Consider the following 16,425-nt stretch of genomic DNA (forward strand, 5'->3'; position numbering starts at 1 on the left):
GAGTACTCAGTCCGCGAATGCCTCCGGCGGCGGGCACGCGCACACCAGGTTGCGGTCGCCGTACGCCTGGTCGATGCGGGCCACGGCCGGCCAGTACTTGTCGGGGTCGATGCCCTGCGGGAACACCGCGACCTCGCGGGAGTAGGTGCGGTCCCACTCGCCGACGAGCGCGCGGGCCGTGTGCGGCGCGTGGCGCAGCGGCGAGTCCTCCGGCGTCCACTCCCCCGCCTCGACCCGAGCGATCTCGCCGCGGATCGCGATCATCGCGTCGCAGAAGCGGTCGATCTCGGCGAGGTCCTCGGACTCGGTCGGCTCCACCATCAGCGTCCCCGCGACCGGGAACGACATGGTCGGTGCGTGGAAGCCGTAGTCGACGAGCCGCTTGGCCACGTCGTCGACGCTGACGCCGCTCGACCTGGAGATCCCGCGCAGGTCGAGGATGCACTCGTGCGCGACGAGGTCGCCGTGGCCGCGGTAGAGCACCGGGAAGTGCTCGCTCAGGCGGTGGGCGATGTAGTTGGCCGACAGCACCGCGACGGCGGTCGCCCGGGTGAGGCCCGGGCCGCCCATCATCCGCATGTAGGCCCAGGTGATCGGCAGGATCCCGGCGGAGCCGTAGGGCGCGGCACTGATCGGGCCGATGCCGACGCGCTTGGAGTCCTCGGGGTGCGAGGCGTGCGAGGGCAGGTACGGCGCGAGGTGCTCGCGGACCGCGACCGGTCCGACGCCCGGGCCGCCGCCGCCGTGCGGGATGCAGAACGTCTTGTGCAGGTTGAGGTGCGACACGTCGCCACCGAACTCGCCGGGACGGGCGTAGCCGAGCAGCGCGTTGAGGTTCGCTCCGTCGACGTAGACCTGGCCGCCGTGGTCGTGCACGATCTTGCAGAGGTCGGTGATCGTGTCCTCGTAGGCCCCGTGGGTCGAGGGGTAGGTGACCATGATCGCGGCCAGGGTGTCGGCGTGCTGGTCGCACTTGGCGAGCAGGTCGTCGAGGTCGACCGACCCGTCGTCGGAAGCCTTCACCACGACGACCTTCATGCCCGCCATCACCGCGGAGGCCGCGTTGGTTCCATGGGCCGACGACGGGATCAGGCACACGTTGCGCTCGGTGTCGCCGTTGGCTCGGTGGTAGCCGCGGATCGCCAGGAGCCCGGCGAGCTCGCCCTGCGAGCCGGCGTTGGGCTGCACCGAGACCTTGTCGTAGCCGGTGACCTCGGCGAGCCAGCGCTCGACGTCGTCGACGAGCTCGCGGTAGCCGGTCGCGTCCTGCGCGGGCGCGAAGGGGTGGAGGTCGGCGAAGCCCGGCAGGCTCACCGGCTCCATCTCGGTCGTGGCGTTGAGCTTCATCGTGCACGAGCCGAGCGGGATCATCCCGCGGTCGAGCGCGTAGTCGCGCGACGAGAGCTTGTGCAGGTAGCGCAGCATCTGGGTCTCGCTGCGGTGGGAGTTGAAGACCTCGTGGGTGAGGTAGTCGGTGGTGCGGGCCAGCTCCTGCGGCAGGCCGGACGCCGTGTCGGAGTCGCCGCCGGTCGGTACGCCGAACGCGCGGAGCACCGCCGCGACCGTGGACGGGCTGGTGCGCTCGGACGTCGAGAGGCCCACGTGGTCCTCGTCGACCAGCCTCAGGTGCAGGCCGTCGCTGCGGGCGGCGCCGACGACCTCGGCGGCACGACCGGGCACCGACACGGTCAGGGTGTCGAACCAGGTGTCGTTGACGACCTCGACGCCGCCGGCGCGCAGGGTGGCCGCGATCCGGCTGGCGTGGTCGTGGGTCCGCTGGGCGATGCGACGCAGGCCGTCGGGCCCGTGGTAGACGGCGTACATCGACGCGACGACGGCCAGCAGCACCTGCGCGGTGCAGATGTTGGAGGTCGCCTTGTCACGCCGGATGTGCTGCTCACGCGTCTGCAGGGCGAGCCGGTAGGCCGGACGGCCCTCGGCGTCGACGGAGACGCCGACCAGCCGGCCTGGCAGGTGGCGCTCCAGGCCCGCCGAGACGGACATGAAGCCGGCGTGCGGTCCGCCGTAGAACAAGGGGACGCCGAAGCGCTGGGACGAGCCGATGACGACGTCGGCGCCGAACGTGCCGGGTGCCTCGAGCAGGGTCAGGGCCAGGATGTCGGCGGCGACGACGGCGAGGCCGCCGCGCTCGTGGACGGCGTCGATCACGGAGCGGGGGTCCCGCACCGCTCCGGAGGCACCCGGGTACTGCACCAGGACGCCGGAGACGTCGCCGTCGGGGAGGCCGTCGGCGAGGTCGGCGACGACGACCTCGATGCCGAGGCCCTCGGCACGGGTGCGGACCACGTCGATGGTCTGGGGCAGCGCGTCGGCGTCGACGACGAACGGGCCGGAGGCGTTGCGCTGCGCCCGGCGCACGAGCGTCATCGCCTCGGCAGCCGCGGTGCCCTCGTCGAGCAGCGAGGCGTTGGCGGTGGGCAGGCCGGTCAGGTCGGCGACGACGGTCTGGAAGTTGAGCAGGGCCTCGAGCCGGCCCTGGGAGATCTCCGGCTGGTAGGGCGTGTAGGCGGTGTACCAGGACGGGTCCTCGAGCACGTTGCGCCGGATGACGGCCGGGGTGATCGTCGCGTGGTAGCCCAGGCCGATCATCGCCTCGGCGGGTCGGTTCTGCGAGGCGAGGGTGCGCAGGGCACGGGCAGTGGCCTCCTCGTCGAGCGGGTCGGGCAGGTCGAGCGCCGCCGCAGTCCGGATGCCGCCGGGGACCGCGGCCGACATCAGTGACTCCAGCGACTCGTGGCCGATCGCCTCGAGCATGTGAGAGACGGCGGCATCGTCCGGCCCGATGTGGCGGGCGACGAACTCACCGAGCACCGCGCTGTCGCCTGAGACGTCGCTCGAGGTGTCGTGGGAGGGGGTGGGGTCCGGCACGGGCACTCCTTGAGGTCACTCGGCTGACCTCCCCACTGTCGGCCAGGAGGCCTCCAGAGTGCCAACCCGTGCGGTCCTGGGTGCCTGAGAGGTTCCGGGAGGATTTGCCCCTTCGGCGCACTGCGACCGGTCCGAGGACCCGCCGCAACGACTCTCCCGCACGGGATGTCGGCGCCGTCAGTCTAGCGATACGCAACAGAAATGACCGAAGCCGCCCGGTGACCGGGCGGCTTCGCCGCGACGTGCGGGGTGGTGTGGGTGCGTCAGCCGGTCTGACGGGCGGCGCGACGCGCGGCGAGCTCGTCGCCGGCGACGGTGGCGGGCGCCTCGTCGGCGGTCCGCTCGCTCGGCAGCTCGGCCAGCGTGCCCTCGATCTCGCGCCAGACGCCACCGATGGCGATGCCGAAGACGCCCTGACCGCCCTGGAGCAGGTCGATGACCTCGTCGTTGCTGGTGCACTCGTAGACCGAGGCGCCGTCGCTCATCAGGGTGACGCGGGTCAGGTCGTCGGTGCCGCGCTCGCGCAGGTGGGCGGTGGCGGTCCGGATCTGCTGGAGCGAGATGCCCGCGTCGAGCAGCCGCTTGACGACCTTGAGGATCAGGATGTCGCGGAAGGAGTAGAGCCGCTGCGAGCCGGAGCCGGCCGCGCCGCGCACGCTCGGCTCGACGAGGCCGGTGCGGGCCCAGTAGTCGAGCTGGCGGTAGGTGATGCCGGCGGCGTTGCACGCCGTCGGCCCGCGGTAGCCGGTGTCGCTCGGGAGCGGGGACACGTCGTCGTCGAAGAGCAGCCCCTGCTCCTCGGCCAGACCGGCGGCCTCGGCCGCAGCCTGCGCCACGGCGGGATCCACGCCCGGGTCGTTCTCGTTGCTAGCCACAGCCAAGCCTCCACGTCGGTTCCTTCGCTGAGCAGCAACTCCTGGGGGAAGGGTCCGCGTGAGCCGGTCGGGCTGGCACCACAACGGTGGAGTTACAACGAAGACATCTCAAGGTAAGCCCGTGAGTTCGGGTTGTCCATCCGCCACGCGGCGTGTCGCAACCCTCAACCTCTACTTGAGAGTGAGGGTCGAGCAGCGGTCCTACGGGGACTCGAAGTCGTCGGGCGAGACGTGGTCGAGGAACTCGCGGAACCGCTCCACCTCGTCCTCCTGCTCGGCGGGCACGGCGAGACCGGCCTCGTCGAGGACCGCTTCGGCGCACACGATGCGGCTGCCCGTGCGGAGCGCGAGCGCGATCGAGTCGGACGGGCGGGCCCCGACCTCCGCGCCGCCGTCGAAGACGAGCTGGGCGAAGAAGATGCTGTCCTGCATGTCGACGATCCGCACCTCGACCAGTCGCTGGCCGGTCGCCTCCAGGACGTCGCGCATGAGGTCGTGGGTCAGGGGCCTGGGGGGCGTCACTCCCTGCTGGGCGAACGCGATCGCCGTGGCCTCCACGGCGCCGATCCAGATGGGCAGGTAGCGCTCACCCGTGACCTCCCGCAGCAGCACGATCGGCTGGTTGGAGGGCATCTCGACCCGGACTCCGACGACGTCCATCTCGCGCATGCAGCCACCCTACCCACGTGCGGTGAGGATGATGATCCCTGTCTCCGACGGTCGGCTCGGGTCCGCTGCGCGTCCCGGACCGTACGGTCGGTCGGGGGTCAGCCGCGGTCGAGGCCGACCTTGACCAGCGTCGCGTGCAGGCGTACCGACAGGGCGGCGATCTCCGACGTGGCGTCCTCGGCCCGGCCGCGAGCGGCGGCGTCGCGACCCCGCGCGAGGGGGGCGACGACCTGCTGGACGAGCCCGACCTCGCGGTCGGCGGACGTCTTGAACGCACGCAGGTGACGCGGCTCGAAGCCGAAGTCGGCGAGCTCACGGGCGGTCTGGGCGACCACGAGGGCGTCGCTGTCGAAGTGACCGGTGCCGGTGTGGGCGCTGACGAGGCCGAACTGCTCGAGCTGGCCCAGCAGCTCCTCGGATATCCCGGCCACCTTGAGCAGCTCGCGGCGCGAGAGCCGCAGGTCGCTGGTCCGGCGGAACGACTCCGGGCTGGGCAGGCCGTCTGCGGCCAGCGCCACCTTCGGGACGGTGGGGACGACCGAGTCGATTGCCGGCGGCTCCATCCCACGGTCGATGGCGTCGAGGTGCTCGCCGATCACCTTGAGCGGCAGGTAGTGGTCGCGCTGCATCAGCAGGATGTAGCGCAGCCGGGCGACGTCGTCACCGGAGAACTTCCGGTAGCCCGCGGCGGTGCGCTCGGGCTTGACCAGACCCTGCTCCTCGAGGAAGCGGATCTTGGGGATCGTCACCCCGGGGAAGTCGGGGCGGAGCTGGTCGAGGACCTGCCCGATGTTGTAGCGGGCGCCGCGACTCGCGCCGGCGGACGTCGAGGCAGTCAACGGCTCAGCTGTCCGGGTGGGAGGAGAAGAACACCAGGCGGTACTTGCCGATCTGCACCTCGTCGCCGTCGTTGAGGGCGACCGAGTCGATCCGGTCGCGGTTGACGTAGGTGCCGTTGAGGCTGCCCACGTCGCTGACGGTGTAGCCGCCGCTCGCGCGGCGGAACTCCGCGTGCCGGCGGGACACGGTCACGTCGTCGAGGAAGATCTCGCTGTCCGGGTGCCGCCCGGCCCCCACGACGTCGGTGTCGAGGAGGAAGCGGCTGCCCGCACTGGGGCCGCGCTGCACGACGAGGAGTGCGTGGCCCTCCGGCAGGGCGTCCACGGCGGCGGCGTCGACCGGGCTCAGCTGGCGGTCGGACGACTCGCGCTGGTCGGGGACGCCGAAGGTGATCGTCGCTGTGGACTCGACCGGGCTGGCCACAGCGGTGGAGCCGGTGTCTTCCCCGGCGAGCAGCTTGGTGCCGCACTGGGCACAGAAGCGTGCGTCGTCGGGGTTCTGCTTGCCACAGGCGGTGCAGAACGGCATGGGTGGACTCCTCGACGGGATCGACGCTCAACCCTCAGCCGAGGGATGAGGTTGACGGTTGCAGCGAACCTATCAGCCGCGCAAGGCCGCGGCCCGACGAACCGGGTGCGAGTCAGCCGGCGCGGACGTCAGCCCGCGACGCTCGACTCGTAGGCGGCGGCATCCATCAGGCCGTCGACCTGCGAGGCGTCGGCGACCTTGACCTCGAAGAGCCAGCCCGCCTCGTAGGGGTCGCTGTTGACCAGCTCGGGGGTCGAGTCGAGGGCGCCGTTGGTCGCCACCACCTCGCCGGAGACCGGCGCATAGATGTCGCTGACCGACTTGGTGGACTCGAGCTCGCCGCAGGTGTCACCGGCCGTGACGGTGTCGCCCACCTGCGGGAGGGAGACGTACACGATGTCGCCGAGGGCGTCCTGGGCGAAGTCGGTGATGCCGACGCGCACCGATCCTTCCGCGTCACCGGGGGTACGGACCCACTCGTGCTCGCTGGTGTACTTCAGGTCGTCCGGATACACGGTGGGGCTCCTCCTGAGATGGGTGTCGCGAGGTGGGGTGGCTGCGCCTGTCCGGCAGGCTACTGGCCGTCGTCGAGCTCCGCATACCCAGGTCGCGACGACTCGCGGACGCTGGTGATCTCGACCTCCTCGAGCTCCTCGACCTCGACGGTGGCGCCGTCCTCGGTCTGCAACGTCTCGATCGGACCGCTCGAGAAGGCGAGCGCGGTCTGGAGCAGGTGGGGGTCGCCGATCACGTCCAGCACGTACGGCGACTCGAGCAGGCGGCCGTCGAGCTCGATGCCGCCGACGGCGTCCTCGAAGTGGCTGTCGGCACCCAGGCGGATCGAGTCGTTGAACTCCATCGCCTCGGCACCTGCGGTGCGGAGCTCCTGCACCGTGTCGAGGAGGGAGCTGACGGCCACCCGGCTGGTGGACTCGGTGATCGTGACACGCAGGCCCTGCCCGGAGACGGGCACCAGGCCGGCGACGATGTTGAGGGTCCGCACCCGCTGCTCGGCCTCGTCGAGCGCGGCCGAGCGGTTGGTCGACTCGTCCAGCAGCTCCTGGCGGCGGGCCTCGAGCCGGTCGACCTCGCGCCGGGCGCGCTCAGCGGTCCCGGTCAGGCCGTCGAGGACCTGGATGAGGTCGCTCTCCCGCACGCCGGAGTAGGTGTCGTTGGCCGCGTTGTCGCGGACCTGCACGACGAACGCGAAACCGAGGACGGCCAGGAGGACCGCCACCACGACCTGCCGGCGCGAGGGATGGGCGAGCGCGGTGCGCATCCGCCCCTCCTGCGGTTCCTGGTCGGGCCGGCGGTGCTCCGGCGCGGTGTCAGGCATGGAACAGGTGCCGGCGGATGGCGGCGACGTTGGAGAAGATGCGGATGCCGAGCACGACGACCACCCCGGTGGTCAGCTGCGCGCCCACGCCGAGCTGGTCGCCCAGGTAGACGATCGCGGCGGCGATGACGACGTTGCTCACGAAGGAGACGACGAAGACCTTGTCGTCGAAGATGCCGTCGAGGTAGGCGCGCAGGCCGCCGAACACCGCGTCGAGGGCGGCCACGACCGCGATCGGCAGGTAGTTCTGCAGGCCGACGGGGACGTCGGGGGCGAAGAGCAGCCCGGCGACGATGCCGACCAGCAGGCCCAGCGCAGCGATCACGGCGCGCTCCCCTCCCCTTCCGGTACGCCTTCGGGATCGGCGTTGAGCTCGATTGCATCACGCAGCGGCCGCTCGGGTGCTGCCGGCAGACGCATGTCGTCGACATTCTCCGCCCGGTAGACCATGTCGAGCCCCTCGACCAGCAGAAACCACGCCTTGCCCTCGCTGGTGCCGAGCAGCCGGGCCTGAAGCGAGCGGGGGTCCCCGATGGCTTGCACGACATAGGGGGCGAGCACCGGTCGGCCGTTGACGTGGACCGCCCGACCGGTGTTGCGGATGCCGCCCAGGGCGTTGATCCGCTGGTCGTTGATCGCCACAGCCTCGGCCCCCGCGGCCCACAGGCCGTCCACCAGGGTCGCGAGGTCCTCGTCGCGGATCTCGTTGTTGACGTCGACGCCCTCGCGGTTGTCGACGGTGATCCGGACGCCCGGACCACGCACCGGGGCGAAGCCGGTGGTGAGCTCGGCCCGGTCGACGCGGGCAGCGATGCCGTCGAGCTGCCCCTGGACGGTGGTGCTGCTGCTCGCCACGTCGCGGTTGGCGCGGGTGAGCTGGCCGACGTCGTGCTGGAGGTCGGCGACCCGGTCGTTCTGCGCGTCGATGCGCTCGACGAGGGCCGCCCTGCTGAGCTCGTTGACCCCGGCCTCCCGGTCGGTCTGCGCAGCCACGACGGCCGCCATGACGCCCAGGGCGACGACCGCGACGACGCTCGCCCAGTGCGGGCGGCCCGCCGACGCCGGGGCCTCCCCCGCCTCGGCCCGCTTGCGGGCGACGTGGGCGTAGTCCTCGTCCATCGACCGGGCGGTGATGAGCGTCAGCAGCGGGGTGGTGACGTGCTCGGGCAGCGGGGCGCCGGACGGCGGGCGCTCCCGGGTGCCAGCCCCACGGTCAGCCATGGTCTGCCGCGGGCGACGTACGTCGGGGGGTGTCGCGCACCAGCGTGCGGACCTGCCACGCGTAGAGCACGCCGGCCCACCAGTAGAGACCTATCCCCCACCACGCGAAGGCCCAGCCGAAGGTGCGCGCGAGGTTGGCGACGATGCCGTCGCCCTCACCGAGCAGCAGGAGCGGGAAGGCGTAGAGGAGGTTGAACGTCGCGGCCTTGCCGAGGAAGTGGACCGGCAGTGCGGAGAAGCCGCGGGTGCGCAGGATGGGCACGAGCCCCCACAGGAGCAGGTCGCGCAGCGGCAGCGCGAGCGCCACCCACCACGGGATGATGTCGCGCAGGTAGAGGCCGACGACGACGGCGAGGATGTAGAGCCGGTCGGCGACCGGGTCGAGGATCTCGCCGAGACGGGAGTACTGGTCGAGCCGCCGGGCGAGCCAGCCGTCGAGGTAGTCGGTGAAGCCCGCGACCATCAGCACCACGAGCGCCCACGCGTCCGCCTCGGGCCCCAGCACCAGCCACAGGAAGAGGGGGACGCCGGCGAGCCGCACCACGCTGATGATGTTGGGCACGGTCCACACGCGCGACGCTTCCTCTGTCACGCCCAGACCCTATCCAGCACTCAGCGTGCGTCGGCGACGGACACGTCGTGGTGCGCGGCGTCGCGGATCTCGCCGACGAGCTCCTCCAGGACGTCCTCCAGCGTCACCAGGCCGACCACCTCACCGTCGCGACGCACGACCCGAGCCATGTGGGCGCCCTTGGCCTGCAGGCTCTCGAGGGCGTCGTGGAGCAGGTCGGTCGGGTTGACCGTCGCGAACGGGCGGATCCACTTGTCCTCGATGACCCGCGAGCGCTTGTCGTCGTCGGACTCGAGCGCGTCCTTGATGTGGAGGTAGCCGAGCAGGGCGCCGTCGGGCGCGGCCACCGGGAAGCGGCTGAAGCCGGTCGAGGCGCACACGGCCTCGACATCGGCGACGGTCGAGCCCGGCGCGACGGTGGCGAGCGTGTCGGGGGTCATGAGGATGGACTCGACGGACTTCTCGGTGAAGCCGAGGGCGCCGGCGAGGCGGTCGTACTCCTCCGCCTCGATGAGCCCCTCGCCGCGCGACTCCTCGACCAGGGCGGCGACCTCCTCGCGCGTGAAGCTCGAGTGGACCTCGTCCTTGGGCTCGATGCGCAGCAGCCGCAGGACGCCGTTGGCGGCCATGTTCATCCCGGCGATCACGGGGCGCAGGACGGTGACGATGACCATCATCGGCGGACTCAGCACCATCGCGGCGCGGTCGGCACCGGCGAGCGCGATGTTCTTGGGGACCATCTCGCCCAGCACGACGTGGAGGTAGACCACGATCGACATCGCGACCACGAAGGAGACCGGGTGGAGCAGGTCCTCGGGCACGTGGGTGGCGTGGAAGAGCGGCTCCAGCAGGTGGGCCACGGCGGGCTCGCCGATCGCACCGAGGCCGAGCGAGCAGACGGTGATCCCGAGCTGGGCGCCGGCCATGACCAGCGAGATGTTCTCCATCGCGCGCAGGGTCGTGCGGGCGGCCCGGGAGCCCTCCTGGGCACGTGGCTCGATCTGGCTGCGGCGGGCCGCGAGCAGCGCGAACTCGGAGCCGACGAAGAACGCGTTGAGCACGAGCAGGACGACGGCGAGGAGGACGCCGAAGAGGTCGCCGTTCACCGGGTACCTCCCTCGGCCGGGGCGGGGGCCGCCCCGGGACCGGACTCCGGTTCGGGCTGGCCGGCCACGACGCGCAGGTCGAGGCGGTCGATGCGCAGGCCGTCCATCCGCTCGACGGTCAGCGTCACCAGCCGCTCCCGCAGCTCGTGGGGGTCGGCGCGGTCGGGCACCGCGACCTCGACACGGTCCCCCGGCTGGGGGATCTTGCCGAGCTCGCGCATGACCAGGCCGCCCACGGTGTCGTAGTCCTCGTGGTCGGGGAGCTCGATCTCGGTGGCGTCCTCGACCTCGTCGGGTCGCAGGAGGCCCGACAGCGTCCAGCTGCCGTCGCGGCGCTGGCGGATGCGCGCGCCCAGGCGGTCGTGCTCGTCGGAGATGTCGCCGACGATCTCCTCGACGACGTCCTCGAGGGTCACGATCCCGGCGTGGCCGCCGTACTCGTCGAGGACGATGGCCATCTGGAAGCCGTCCTGCCGCAGCAGCGCGAGGAGCGGGTCGAGCCGCAGGCTGTCGGGCACGACGACGGGGCGCACCATCACGTGCTTGATCCGCGTGGTCGCACGCTCGTGGACGGGTACGGCGACGGCGTGCTTGACGTGGACCGTGCCGACGACGGTGTCCTCGGTGTCGAGGACCGGGAAGCGGGAGTGGCCGGTCTGGCGGGCGAGGTCGATCACGGCCGAGACGCGGTCGCCGTCCTCGACCGTCGTGGTGCGCACGCGCGGGGTCATGATCTCGCCGGCGGTGCGGGTGCCGAACTCCACCGAGCGCTCGACCAGCTCGGCGGTGTCGGCGTCCAAGGTGCCCTGGTCGGCCGAGCGCTGCACGAGCGAGGCGAGCTCCTGTGAGCTGCGGGCGGACCGGAGCTCCTCCTGCGGCTCGATGCCCAGACGACGCACGATCGCGTTGGCCGAGCCGTTGAGCGCGCGGATGGGGCCCTTCGACAGCGCGGTGAAGGCACGCATGAAGCCCTGCGTCGTGCGGGCGGTGTCGAGGGGGCGGGCGATCGCGATGTTCTTGGGGACCATCTCGCCGAAGATCATCGTGAGCACGGTGCCGAAGGCGAGGCCGAGCGCGAGGGACAGCGGCGTGACGACACCGTCGGGCACGCCGGCGGCCGCCAGCGGGCCGTCGACGAGGTCGGAGATCGCCGGCTCGGCGAGGAAACCGATCGCCAGGTTGGTCACGGTGATGCCGACCTGGGCACCCGAGAGCTGGGTGGACAGCGAGCGCAGCGCGAGCTGGACGCCGCGCGCACCCTCGTCACCGTCGGCGGCGGCGCGCTCGACGCTCGGGCGGTCGACCGTCACGAGCGAGAACTCGGCGGCGACGAAGAGTCCGCAGGCGACCACGAGGGCCAGGGACACGAGGAGCAGGAGCAGGGGGGTCACGACGCGCACCCGACGTTCGGTGCGGTCGTGCGGGGACTTCGACTGCCGTCCATGGCGCTGCTGGTGGTTCCTTCTGTCGGGGCCGGTCCGGGTCGCGGCGAACCCACAGACTACCGGTCGGCGCGGACTTCACCCCAGTCGTCGTGTCGCTTTGGGGAGGGGCCTGCCGGCCACCTACTCTGGGCGCACATCAGGGGTTCGTCATCCGGGACTCCCCTGGTCCGGGGCGGCGAGGAACTTCTGTAGATGCGAGCGTGGGCACAGTCGATCACGGCTGCTCTCCTGGTGGTCCTCGTGGCCGCGCTCGCCACGGTCACCGCCGACGGTGGGTCCCGCGCGTCCGAGGCAGGCTCGGTGCGGATGGTGCAGGGCACCCAGCAGCCGAGCGCGACTCCGCAGCAGCGGCCCAACCTCGTCTTCGTCCTCACCGACGACATGCGCGACGACGACCTCGACCACATGCCGATCACGCGCGCGCTGCTCGCGGACCAGGGCATGGAGTTCACCGACGCGATCTCGCCCCACCCGCTCTGCTGCCCCGCGCGCGCCCAGCTCGCGACCGGCCAGTACGCGCAGAACAACGGCGTCCAGCACAACCGCGGCGTGCACGGCGGGTTCCAGGCGCTCGACCCGACCGAGGAGGCCAGCGTCTGGTTCCGCGACGCGGGCTACCGCACCGCGTTCACGGGCAAGTTCCTCAACGGCTACGGCCCGCACGACGTCCGACCGGCCGGCTGGTCGCGCTGGGACGCCCTGACCCGCGGTGTCTACGACTACGTGAACTTCTCGATGACCGGCGACGGCGACCCGCACCGCTACACCGGCAGCTACATCACCTCGGTGATCGAGGACCACACCAACCGCGCGGTGCGTGACTTCGCCGAGTCCGGCGACCCCTTCGTCGTCTACGCCTGGCACCTCGCGCCGCACTACCGGATCACGCCGGAGGGGGGTCGCGGCCTCCCGCCCGCCGCCCCGCAGGACCAGGACACGTTCCTCGACCAGCGCCCGGCGTCGTTCGACGACCCCGCCTTCAACGAGGCCGACGTCAGCGACCAGCCCGCCTACCTCCGCCACCTCGCGCCCGCCTCGCGCCAGGAGGTGGCCGCCGAGAACACCGCGCGGCTCCAGGCGCTGCAGTCCGTGGACCGCGCCGTCGGGTCGCTCGTCGAGACCCTCGACGAGGAGGGCGTGCTCGACAACACCTACATCGTCTTCTCCTCCGACAACGGCTACTCGCTCGGCGAGCACCGGTTCATCGGCAAGGACGTGCTGACCGACGAGGCGCTCCAGGTCCCCCTGCTCGTCCGGGGCCCGGGGATCGCGCCCGGCAGCACCTCCGCCCTCCCGGTCACCCTTGTCGACCTGCCCGCGACGTTCGCCGCCCTGACCGGTGTCACGCCGCAGTGGTTGGTCGACGGCACCTCGCTGCTGCCGACGCTGCACGGCGAGGACCAGGGCTTCCGCGACACCACGCTCATCCAGACCGGCCGCACGCTCGGCGACGGCTGGTCGCACCGCGGCGTGCGCACCGACCGCTACCTCTACGGCACCGACGGCACGGACGGGTTCCTGTACGACCGGCTCCTCGACCCCGACGAGATGGTCAACCTGATCGACGACCCGGCCTACGAACCGGTGCGTGCCGCCCTCGAGCTCCGCAGGTCCGAGCTCGTCACCTGCGCCGGGTGGACGTGCAACCAGCAGTTCGGGCCCCTGCCCGAGCCGGTGTCCGACGCCGCCCGCTGACCCGTCGCGCGTCCTGTTGCCATGATGTCCGGCGTGCCCGAGGTCCTCCACCCTGTCGTCGTGCAGGTGCTGCCGGTGGCGGTGTTCCTCCTGGCGATCACCGTGACGGCCGAGATCGCCCAGCTGGCCGGCGTCTTCGACGTCGCGGCCCACGCGATGGCGCGCCGCGCCCGGCACCGCGTGGTGCTGCTGTGGCTGCTCTTCGCGGTGCTGGCGATCATCAGCACGATCGTGATGAGCCTCGACACCACGGCCGTGCTGCTCACCCCCGTGGGCCTGGCGATCGCCCAGCAGACCGGCATCGCGCCCATGCCGTTCGCCCTCACCACGCTCTGGCTCGCCAACACCGGCTCCCTCCTCCTGCCCGTGTCGAACCTGACCAACCTCCTGGCCGTCCACCGCTTCGAGGACCTGGGCGCGGGTCACGCCGACTACGTGCGGACGGCGGCGCCGCCCGCCATCGCGGCCATCGTCGCGACCCTGCTGCTCATCGCCGTCCTGCAGCGTCGGTCCCTGCGTGGCACGTACGACGTCGACCCGCCGGCCGAGCCGCACGACAGCGTGCTGCTGGTCGTGGCGGCCGCGGTGTCGCTGGCGATCGGTCCGCTCTTCGCCGTCGGTCTCGAGCCCGCGGTCGTCGCCGTCGCCTCGGCCGCGGTCCTCCTCGTCGCCACGCTGTGGCGCGCACCGGGGCTGCTGCACGAGGTGCGCCCGCCGTGGCTGATGGCGGGCGCCTTCGTGGTGGTCGCCGGCCTGCTCCGCGCCGCCCAGGCCGAGGGCCTGCTGGACTGGCTGGCACCCGCGGTCGGGACCGGCGCCCGGCCCCTCGACCTGCTCCACCTGTCCGGCGCGTCGGCGGTCCTGGCCAACCTCGTCAACAACCTCCCGGCCTACCTGGTCGTCGAGCCCTCCGCCGCCGACGACGTACGTCGTCTCGTGGCCGCGCTCGTCGGTGTCAACGCGGGCGCCCTGGTGACCCCCTGGGCCTCGCTGGCCACCCTGCTGTGGCTCCAGCGCTGCCGGTCGGCCGGGCTGCGGGTGCCCCTGCTGCGGCTCGCGGGCTGGGGCGCCCTGTGCGCGGCCGTCTGCGTGGGCGCGGCGACGCTCGCCATCCGCTGACGACCCCGTCGTGCCCTGGTCCGATACTCCTCCCATGCTCCTCACCCGCGACGACGTGCTCGCTGCCCGGGACCGCGTCGGCGACCGCGTGCGACGTACGCCCCTGCTCGCACCGTCCGGCACGGACCCCGCCTGGCTCAAGCTCGAGCACCTCCAGCACTGCGGCGTCTTCAAGACCCGTGGGGCGTTCAACCGCCAGCTCGCGGCGATCGAGCGCGGCGAGCTCGGTGACGCCGGCATCGTGGTGGCGTCGGGCGGCAACGCGGGACTCGCGCACGCCTTCGCCGCCCGCGCGCTCGGTGTGCGGGCCTCGGTCTTCGTGCCCGAGGCCGCGCCGGAGGTCAAGGTGCAGCGGATCCGCGCCTACGGCGCCGAGGTCGTGCGGACGGGGTCGGAGTACGCCGAGGCGCTCGCGGCCGCGATGCACTTCGGGCAGGCGACCGGCGCCGCCTTCGCCCATGCCTACGACCAGCCCGAGGTGGCCGCCGGCGCCGGCACGCTCGCCGAGGAGGTCCTGGAGGACGAGCCGTCGATCGACACCGTCGTGGTGGCGGTGGGCGGCGGCGGCCTCTACGCCGGCGTCGCTGCCGCGCTCCGCGGACGCGCCCGCATGGTCGCCGTCGAGCCCGCGGCCTGCCCGACGCTGCACCGGGCGATGCGGGCGGGTGAGCCCGTCGATGTCGAGGTCTCAGGCGTCGCCGCCGACTCCCTCGGTGCGCGTCGCGTCGGCGACGTGGCCTTCGCCGCCCAGCGGGCGGAACCGCCCGTGTCCGTGCTCGTCGGCGAGGACGACATCGTCGAGGCACGCCGGCGCCTGTGGGCCGACCACCGGATCGCGTCGGAGCACGGTGCGGCGACGGCGTACGCCGCCCTCCTGTCGGGTGCCTACTCCCCCGCTGTCGGCGAGCGCGTCTGTGTCGTCGTGTGTGGCGCCAACACCGATCCCGCGACGCTGGTCTGAGTCCGGAGCGCCGTCAGCGGCGGTGGCGGGGCGGCAGGTCGAGCGCGCGCGCCTTCGGGAAGATCGTCGACGGGTCCGGGACCGGGCCGTAGGGCCAGCCTTCGGGGAGGTGGTCGATCACCTCCACGATCTCGCAGGTGCCGAAGGGATCCACGACGTCGAGCGGGTCGCGCCACCCGACGAAGTAGACCCGGTCCGCGGTGCCGTTCTCCTGGCCGCCGTCGTCGCAGCGGATCTTGTCGACGAAGCCGTCGGGCAGCACGTAGAACGTGTCGTTGCCCTGCTCCCCGAACGCCTTGTCGGCGCCGGGGCCGAGGAAGAAGGTGTCGTCACCCTCGTCGCCCTTGATCAGCCAGTCGTTGCCCGGGCCGTCGATGAGGACGTCGTTGCCCGGGCCACCCTGGATCGCACCGTCGTCTCCCGGTCCCCCGTCGATCCAGTCGTCGCCGGGTCCGCCAATGTGCTTGTCGGCCCCCTCGCCTCCGAACAGCCGGTCGTTGCCGGGACCGCCGTTGAGGATGTCGTTGCCGTTCTCGCCGTACGCGACGTCGTTGCCCGAGCTGGCGGAGACGATGTCGTCTCCCTCACCGCCGTAGATCGTGTCGTTGCCCGACCCGCCGTCGATCGTGTCGTTGCCGGCACCGCCCGCCACCCAGTCGTCGCCGGGCTGGGCGGTGATCCAGTCGTTCCCGTCGTCGCCGTTGATGGTGTCGTTCCCGTTGCCGCCGTAGATCCGGTCGTCGCCGCCGTACCCGCCGAGCACGTCGTCGCCACCGAGACCCATGATGCGGTCGGACCGGGAGGACCCCATGAGCACGTCCGCCTTCGTCGACCCACGCATGGACTTCGCGACCGCGGCGGGCGAGGAGACGAGGACGGAGACGGCCACGACCGCACCGAGCATCGCTCGCGCACGTCTCACCTGCATCCCCTGTCACTCGTGGTCTGCGACGAAACTAGCGAGGATCTAGGGCATTCGTTGATCTTTCATGCGCCGGGGTCCGAAGGTATGACGCGGTCGCACCCGGGAGGCGACGAGGGCCGCCTCCCGGTGGGAGACGGCCCTCGTCGTTCGGTCGGGCTGACAGGATTTGAACCTGCGACCCCTTGACCCCCAGTCAAGTGCGCTACCAAGCTGCGCCACAGCCCGAATGCCCCCGGCGCAAGGCC

At 72.0% G+C, this 16,425-nt stretch carries 16 protein-coding genes, 1 tRNA gene and 1 riboswitch; of the genes, 3 read left to right on the plus strand and 14 right to left on the minus strand.

Annotated features, from left to right (window positions below; translation table 11 throughout):
- Positions 1-6: 6 nt before the first annotated feature.
- The 12 genes from gcvP to L2K70_RS09160 all read right to left on the minus strand — a co-directional run bounded on the left by gcvP (position 7) and on the right by L2K70_RS09160 (position 11,426).
- The gene (gcvP, locus tag L2K70_RS09105) at positions 7-2,832 is read right to left on the minus strand and encodes an aminomethyl-transferring glycine dehydrogenase (RefSeq protein ID WP_308195774.1); all 2,826 of its coding nucleotides are present in this window, start codon (positions 2,830-2,832) and stop codon (positions 7-9) included.
- A gap of 118 nt (positions 2,833-2,950) precedes the next feature.
- Positions 2,951-3,058, minus strand: a riboswitch (glycine riboswitch).
- 94 nt (positions 3,059-3,152) lie between these two features.
- Positions 3,153-3,737: a MerR family transcriptional regulator gene (locus L2K70_RS09110; RefSeq protein ID WP_443689303.1), complete on the minus strand. Its 585-nt coding sequence runs from the start codon at positions 3,735-3,737 to the stop codon at positions 3,153-3,155.
- 228 nt (positions 3,738-3,965) lie between these two features.
- Positions 3,966-4,433, minus strand: a complete 468-nt coding sequence (locus L2K70_RS09115; protein WP_236401487.1) for a bifunctional nuclease family protein — start codon at positions 4,431-4,433, stop codon at positions 3,966-3,968.
- Positions 4,434-4,531: 98 nt separating this feature from the next.
- Positions 4,532-5,272 carry a transcriptional regulator FtsR gene (gene ftsR, locus L2K70_RS09120; RefSeq protein ID WP_236401488.1) on the minus strand — a complete coding sequence of 247 codons (741 nt, stop codon included), beginning with the start codon at positions 5,270-5,272 and terminating at the stop codon, positions 4,532-4,534.
- A gap of 4 nt (positions 5,273-5,276) precedes the next feature.
- Positions 5,277-5,801 carry a zinc-ribbon and FHA domain-containing protein gene (locus L2K70_RS09125; RefSeq protein ID WP_236401489.1) on the minus strand — a complete coding sequence of 175 codons (525 nt, stop codon included), beginning with the start codon at positions 5,799-5,801 and terminating at the stop codon, positions 5,277-5,279.
- 128 nt (positions 5,802-5,929) lie between these two features.
- Complete coding sequence (gene gcvH, locus L2K70_RS09130) at positions 5,930-6,316, minus strand: glycine cleavage system protein GcvH (protein ID WP_236401490.1); 387 nt, start codon at positions 6,314-6,316, stop codon at positions 5,930-5,932.
- A gap of 59 nt (positions 6,317-6,375) precedes the next feature.
- On the minus strand, positions 6,376-7,137 hold the full coding sequence (locus L2K70_RS09135) for a DUF881 domain-containing protein (RefSeq protein WP_236401491.1): 762 nt from the start codon (positions 7,135-7,137) through the stop codon (positions 6,376-6,378).
- Positions 7,130-7,462: a small basic family protein gene (locus L2K70_RS09140; protein WP_236401492.1), complete on the minus strand. Its 333-nt coding sequence runs from the start codon at positions 7,460-7,462 to the stop codon at positions 7,130-7,132. Before L2K70_RS09140 ends, L2K70_RS09135 begins: the two co-directional genes overlap by 8 nt.
- Positions 7,459-8,358: a DUF881 domain-containing protein gene (locus tag L2K70_RS09145; protein WP_236401493.1), complete on the minus strand. Its 900-nt coding sequence runs from the start codon at positions 8,356-8,358 to the stop codon at positions 7,459-7,461. The genes L2K70_RS09140 and L2K70_RS09145 overlap by 4 nt, the downstream gene beginning before the upstream one ends.
- Positions 8,351-8,950 (minus strand): cardiolipin synthase ClsA, encoded by a 600-nt coding sequence (gene clsA, locus L2K70_RS09150; protein WP_372477479.1) that lies wholly within the window; start codon positions 8,948-8,950, stop codon positions 8,351-8,353. Before clsA ends, L2K70_RS09145 begins: the two co-directional genes overlap by 8 nt.
- A gap of 20 nt (positions 8,951-8,970) precedes the next feature.
- Positions 8,971-10,035, minus strand: a complete 1,065-nt coding sequence (locus L2K70_RS21630) for a hemolysin family protein (RefSeq protein WP_236401494.1) — start codon at positions 10,033-10,035, stop codon at positions 8,971-8,973.
- Positions 10,032-11,426: a hemolysin family protein gene (locus L2K70_RS09160; RefSeq protein WP_236401495.1), complete on the minus strand. Its 1,395-nt coding sequence runs from the start codon at positions 11,424-11,426 to the stop codon at positions 10,032-10,034. Before L2K70_RS09160 ends, L2K70_RS21630 begins: the two co-directional genes overlap by 4 nt.
- 246 nt (positions 11,427-11,672) lie before the next feature.
- Between L2K70_RS09160 and L2K70_RS09165 the strand changes: the two genes are divergently transcribed.
- Genes L2K70_RS09165 through L2K70_RS09175 form a run of 3 tightly spaced genes read left to right on the plus strand, consistent with a single transcriptional unit; the run spans position 11,673 to position 15,255 of the window.
- The gene (locus L2K70_RS09165; protein ID WP_236401496.1) at positions 11,673-13,175 is read left to right on the plus strand and encodes a sulfatase family protein; all 1,503 of its coding nucleotides are present in this window, start codon (positions 11,673-11,675) and stop codon (positions 13,173-13,175) included.
- 33 nt (positions 13,176-13,208) lie between these two features.
- Complete coding sequence (locus tag L2K70_RS09170) at positions 13,209-14,294, plus strand: ArsB/NhaD family transporter (RefSeq protein ID WP_236401497.1); 1,086 nt, start codon at positions 13,209-13,211, stop codon at positions 14,292-14,294.
- Positions 14,295-14,328: 34 nt separating this feature from the next.
- Complete coding sequence (locus tag L2K70_RS09175; protein WP_236401498.1) at positions 14,329-15,255, plus strand: threonine/serine dehydratase; 927 nt, start codon at positions 14,329-14,331, stop codon at positions 15,253-15,255.
- Positions 15,256-15,268: 13 nt separating this feature from the next.
- On the opposite strand, the gene L2K70_RS09180 is transcribed toward L2K70_RS09175, so the two are convergent.
- Both L2K70_RS09180 and L2K70_RS09185 read right to left on the minus strand, forming a co-directional pair.
- Positions 15,269-16,177 (minus strand): calcium-binding protein, encoded by a 909-nt coding sequence (locus L2K70_RS09180; RefSeq protein WP_236401499.1) that lies wholly within the window; start codon positions 16,175-16,177, stop codon positions 15,269-15,271.
- A 154-nt stretch (positions 16,178-16,331) separates the two neighbouring features.
- Positions 16,332-16,405: transfer RNA gene (locus L2K70_RS09185), tRNA-Pro, on the minus strand.
- Positions 16,406-16,425 lie beyond the last annotated feature (20 nt).

Source organism: Nocardioides potassii, from assembly GCF_021648885.1.
Lineage (GTDB): Bacteria > Actinomycetota > Actinomycetes > Propionibacteriales > Nocardioidaceae > Nocardioides > Nocardioides potassii.

Excerpts from the sequence above, each read along its gene's own strand:
- L2K70_RS09145 (WP_236401493.1), bottom strand. The coding sequence starts at position 8,358 with ATGGCTGACCGTGGGGCTGGCACCCGGGAGCGCCCGCCGTCCGGCGCC.
- L2K70_RS09135 (WP_236401491.1), bottom strand. The coding sequence starts at position 7,137 with ATGCCTGACACCGCGCCGGAGCACCGCCGGCCCGACCAGGAACCGCAG.
- L2K70_RS09125 (WP_236401489.1), bottom strand. The coding sequence starts at position 5,801 with ATGCCGTTCTGCACCGCCTGTGGCAAGCAGAACCCCGACGACGCACGC.
- L2K70_RS09175 (WP_236401498.1), top strand. The coding sequence starts at position 14,329 with ATGCTCCTCACCCGCGACGACGTGCTCGCTGCCCGGGACCGCGTCGGC.
- L2K70_RS09115 (WP_236401487.1), bottom strand. The coding sequence starts at position 4,433 with ATGCGCGAGATGGACGTCGTCGGAGTCCGGGTCGAGATGCCCTCCAAC.
- L2K70_RS09165 (WP_236401496.1), top strand. The coding sequence starts at position 11,673 with ATGCGAGCGTGGGCACAGTCGATCACGGCTGCTCTCCTGGTGGTCCTC.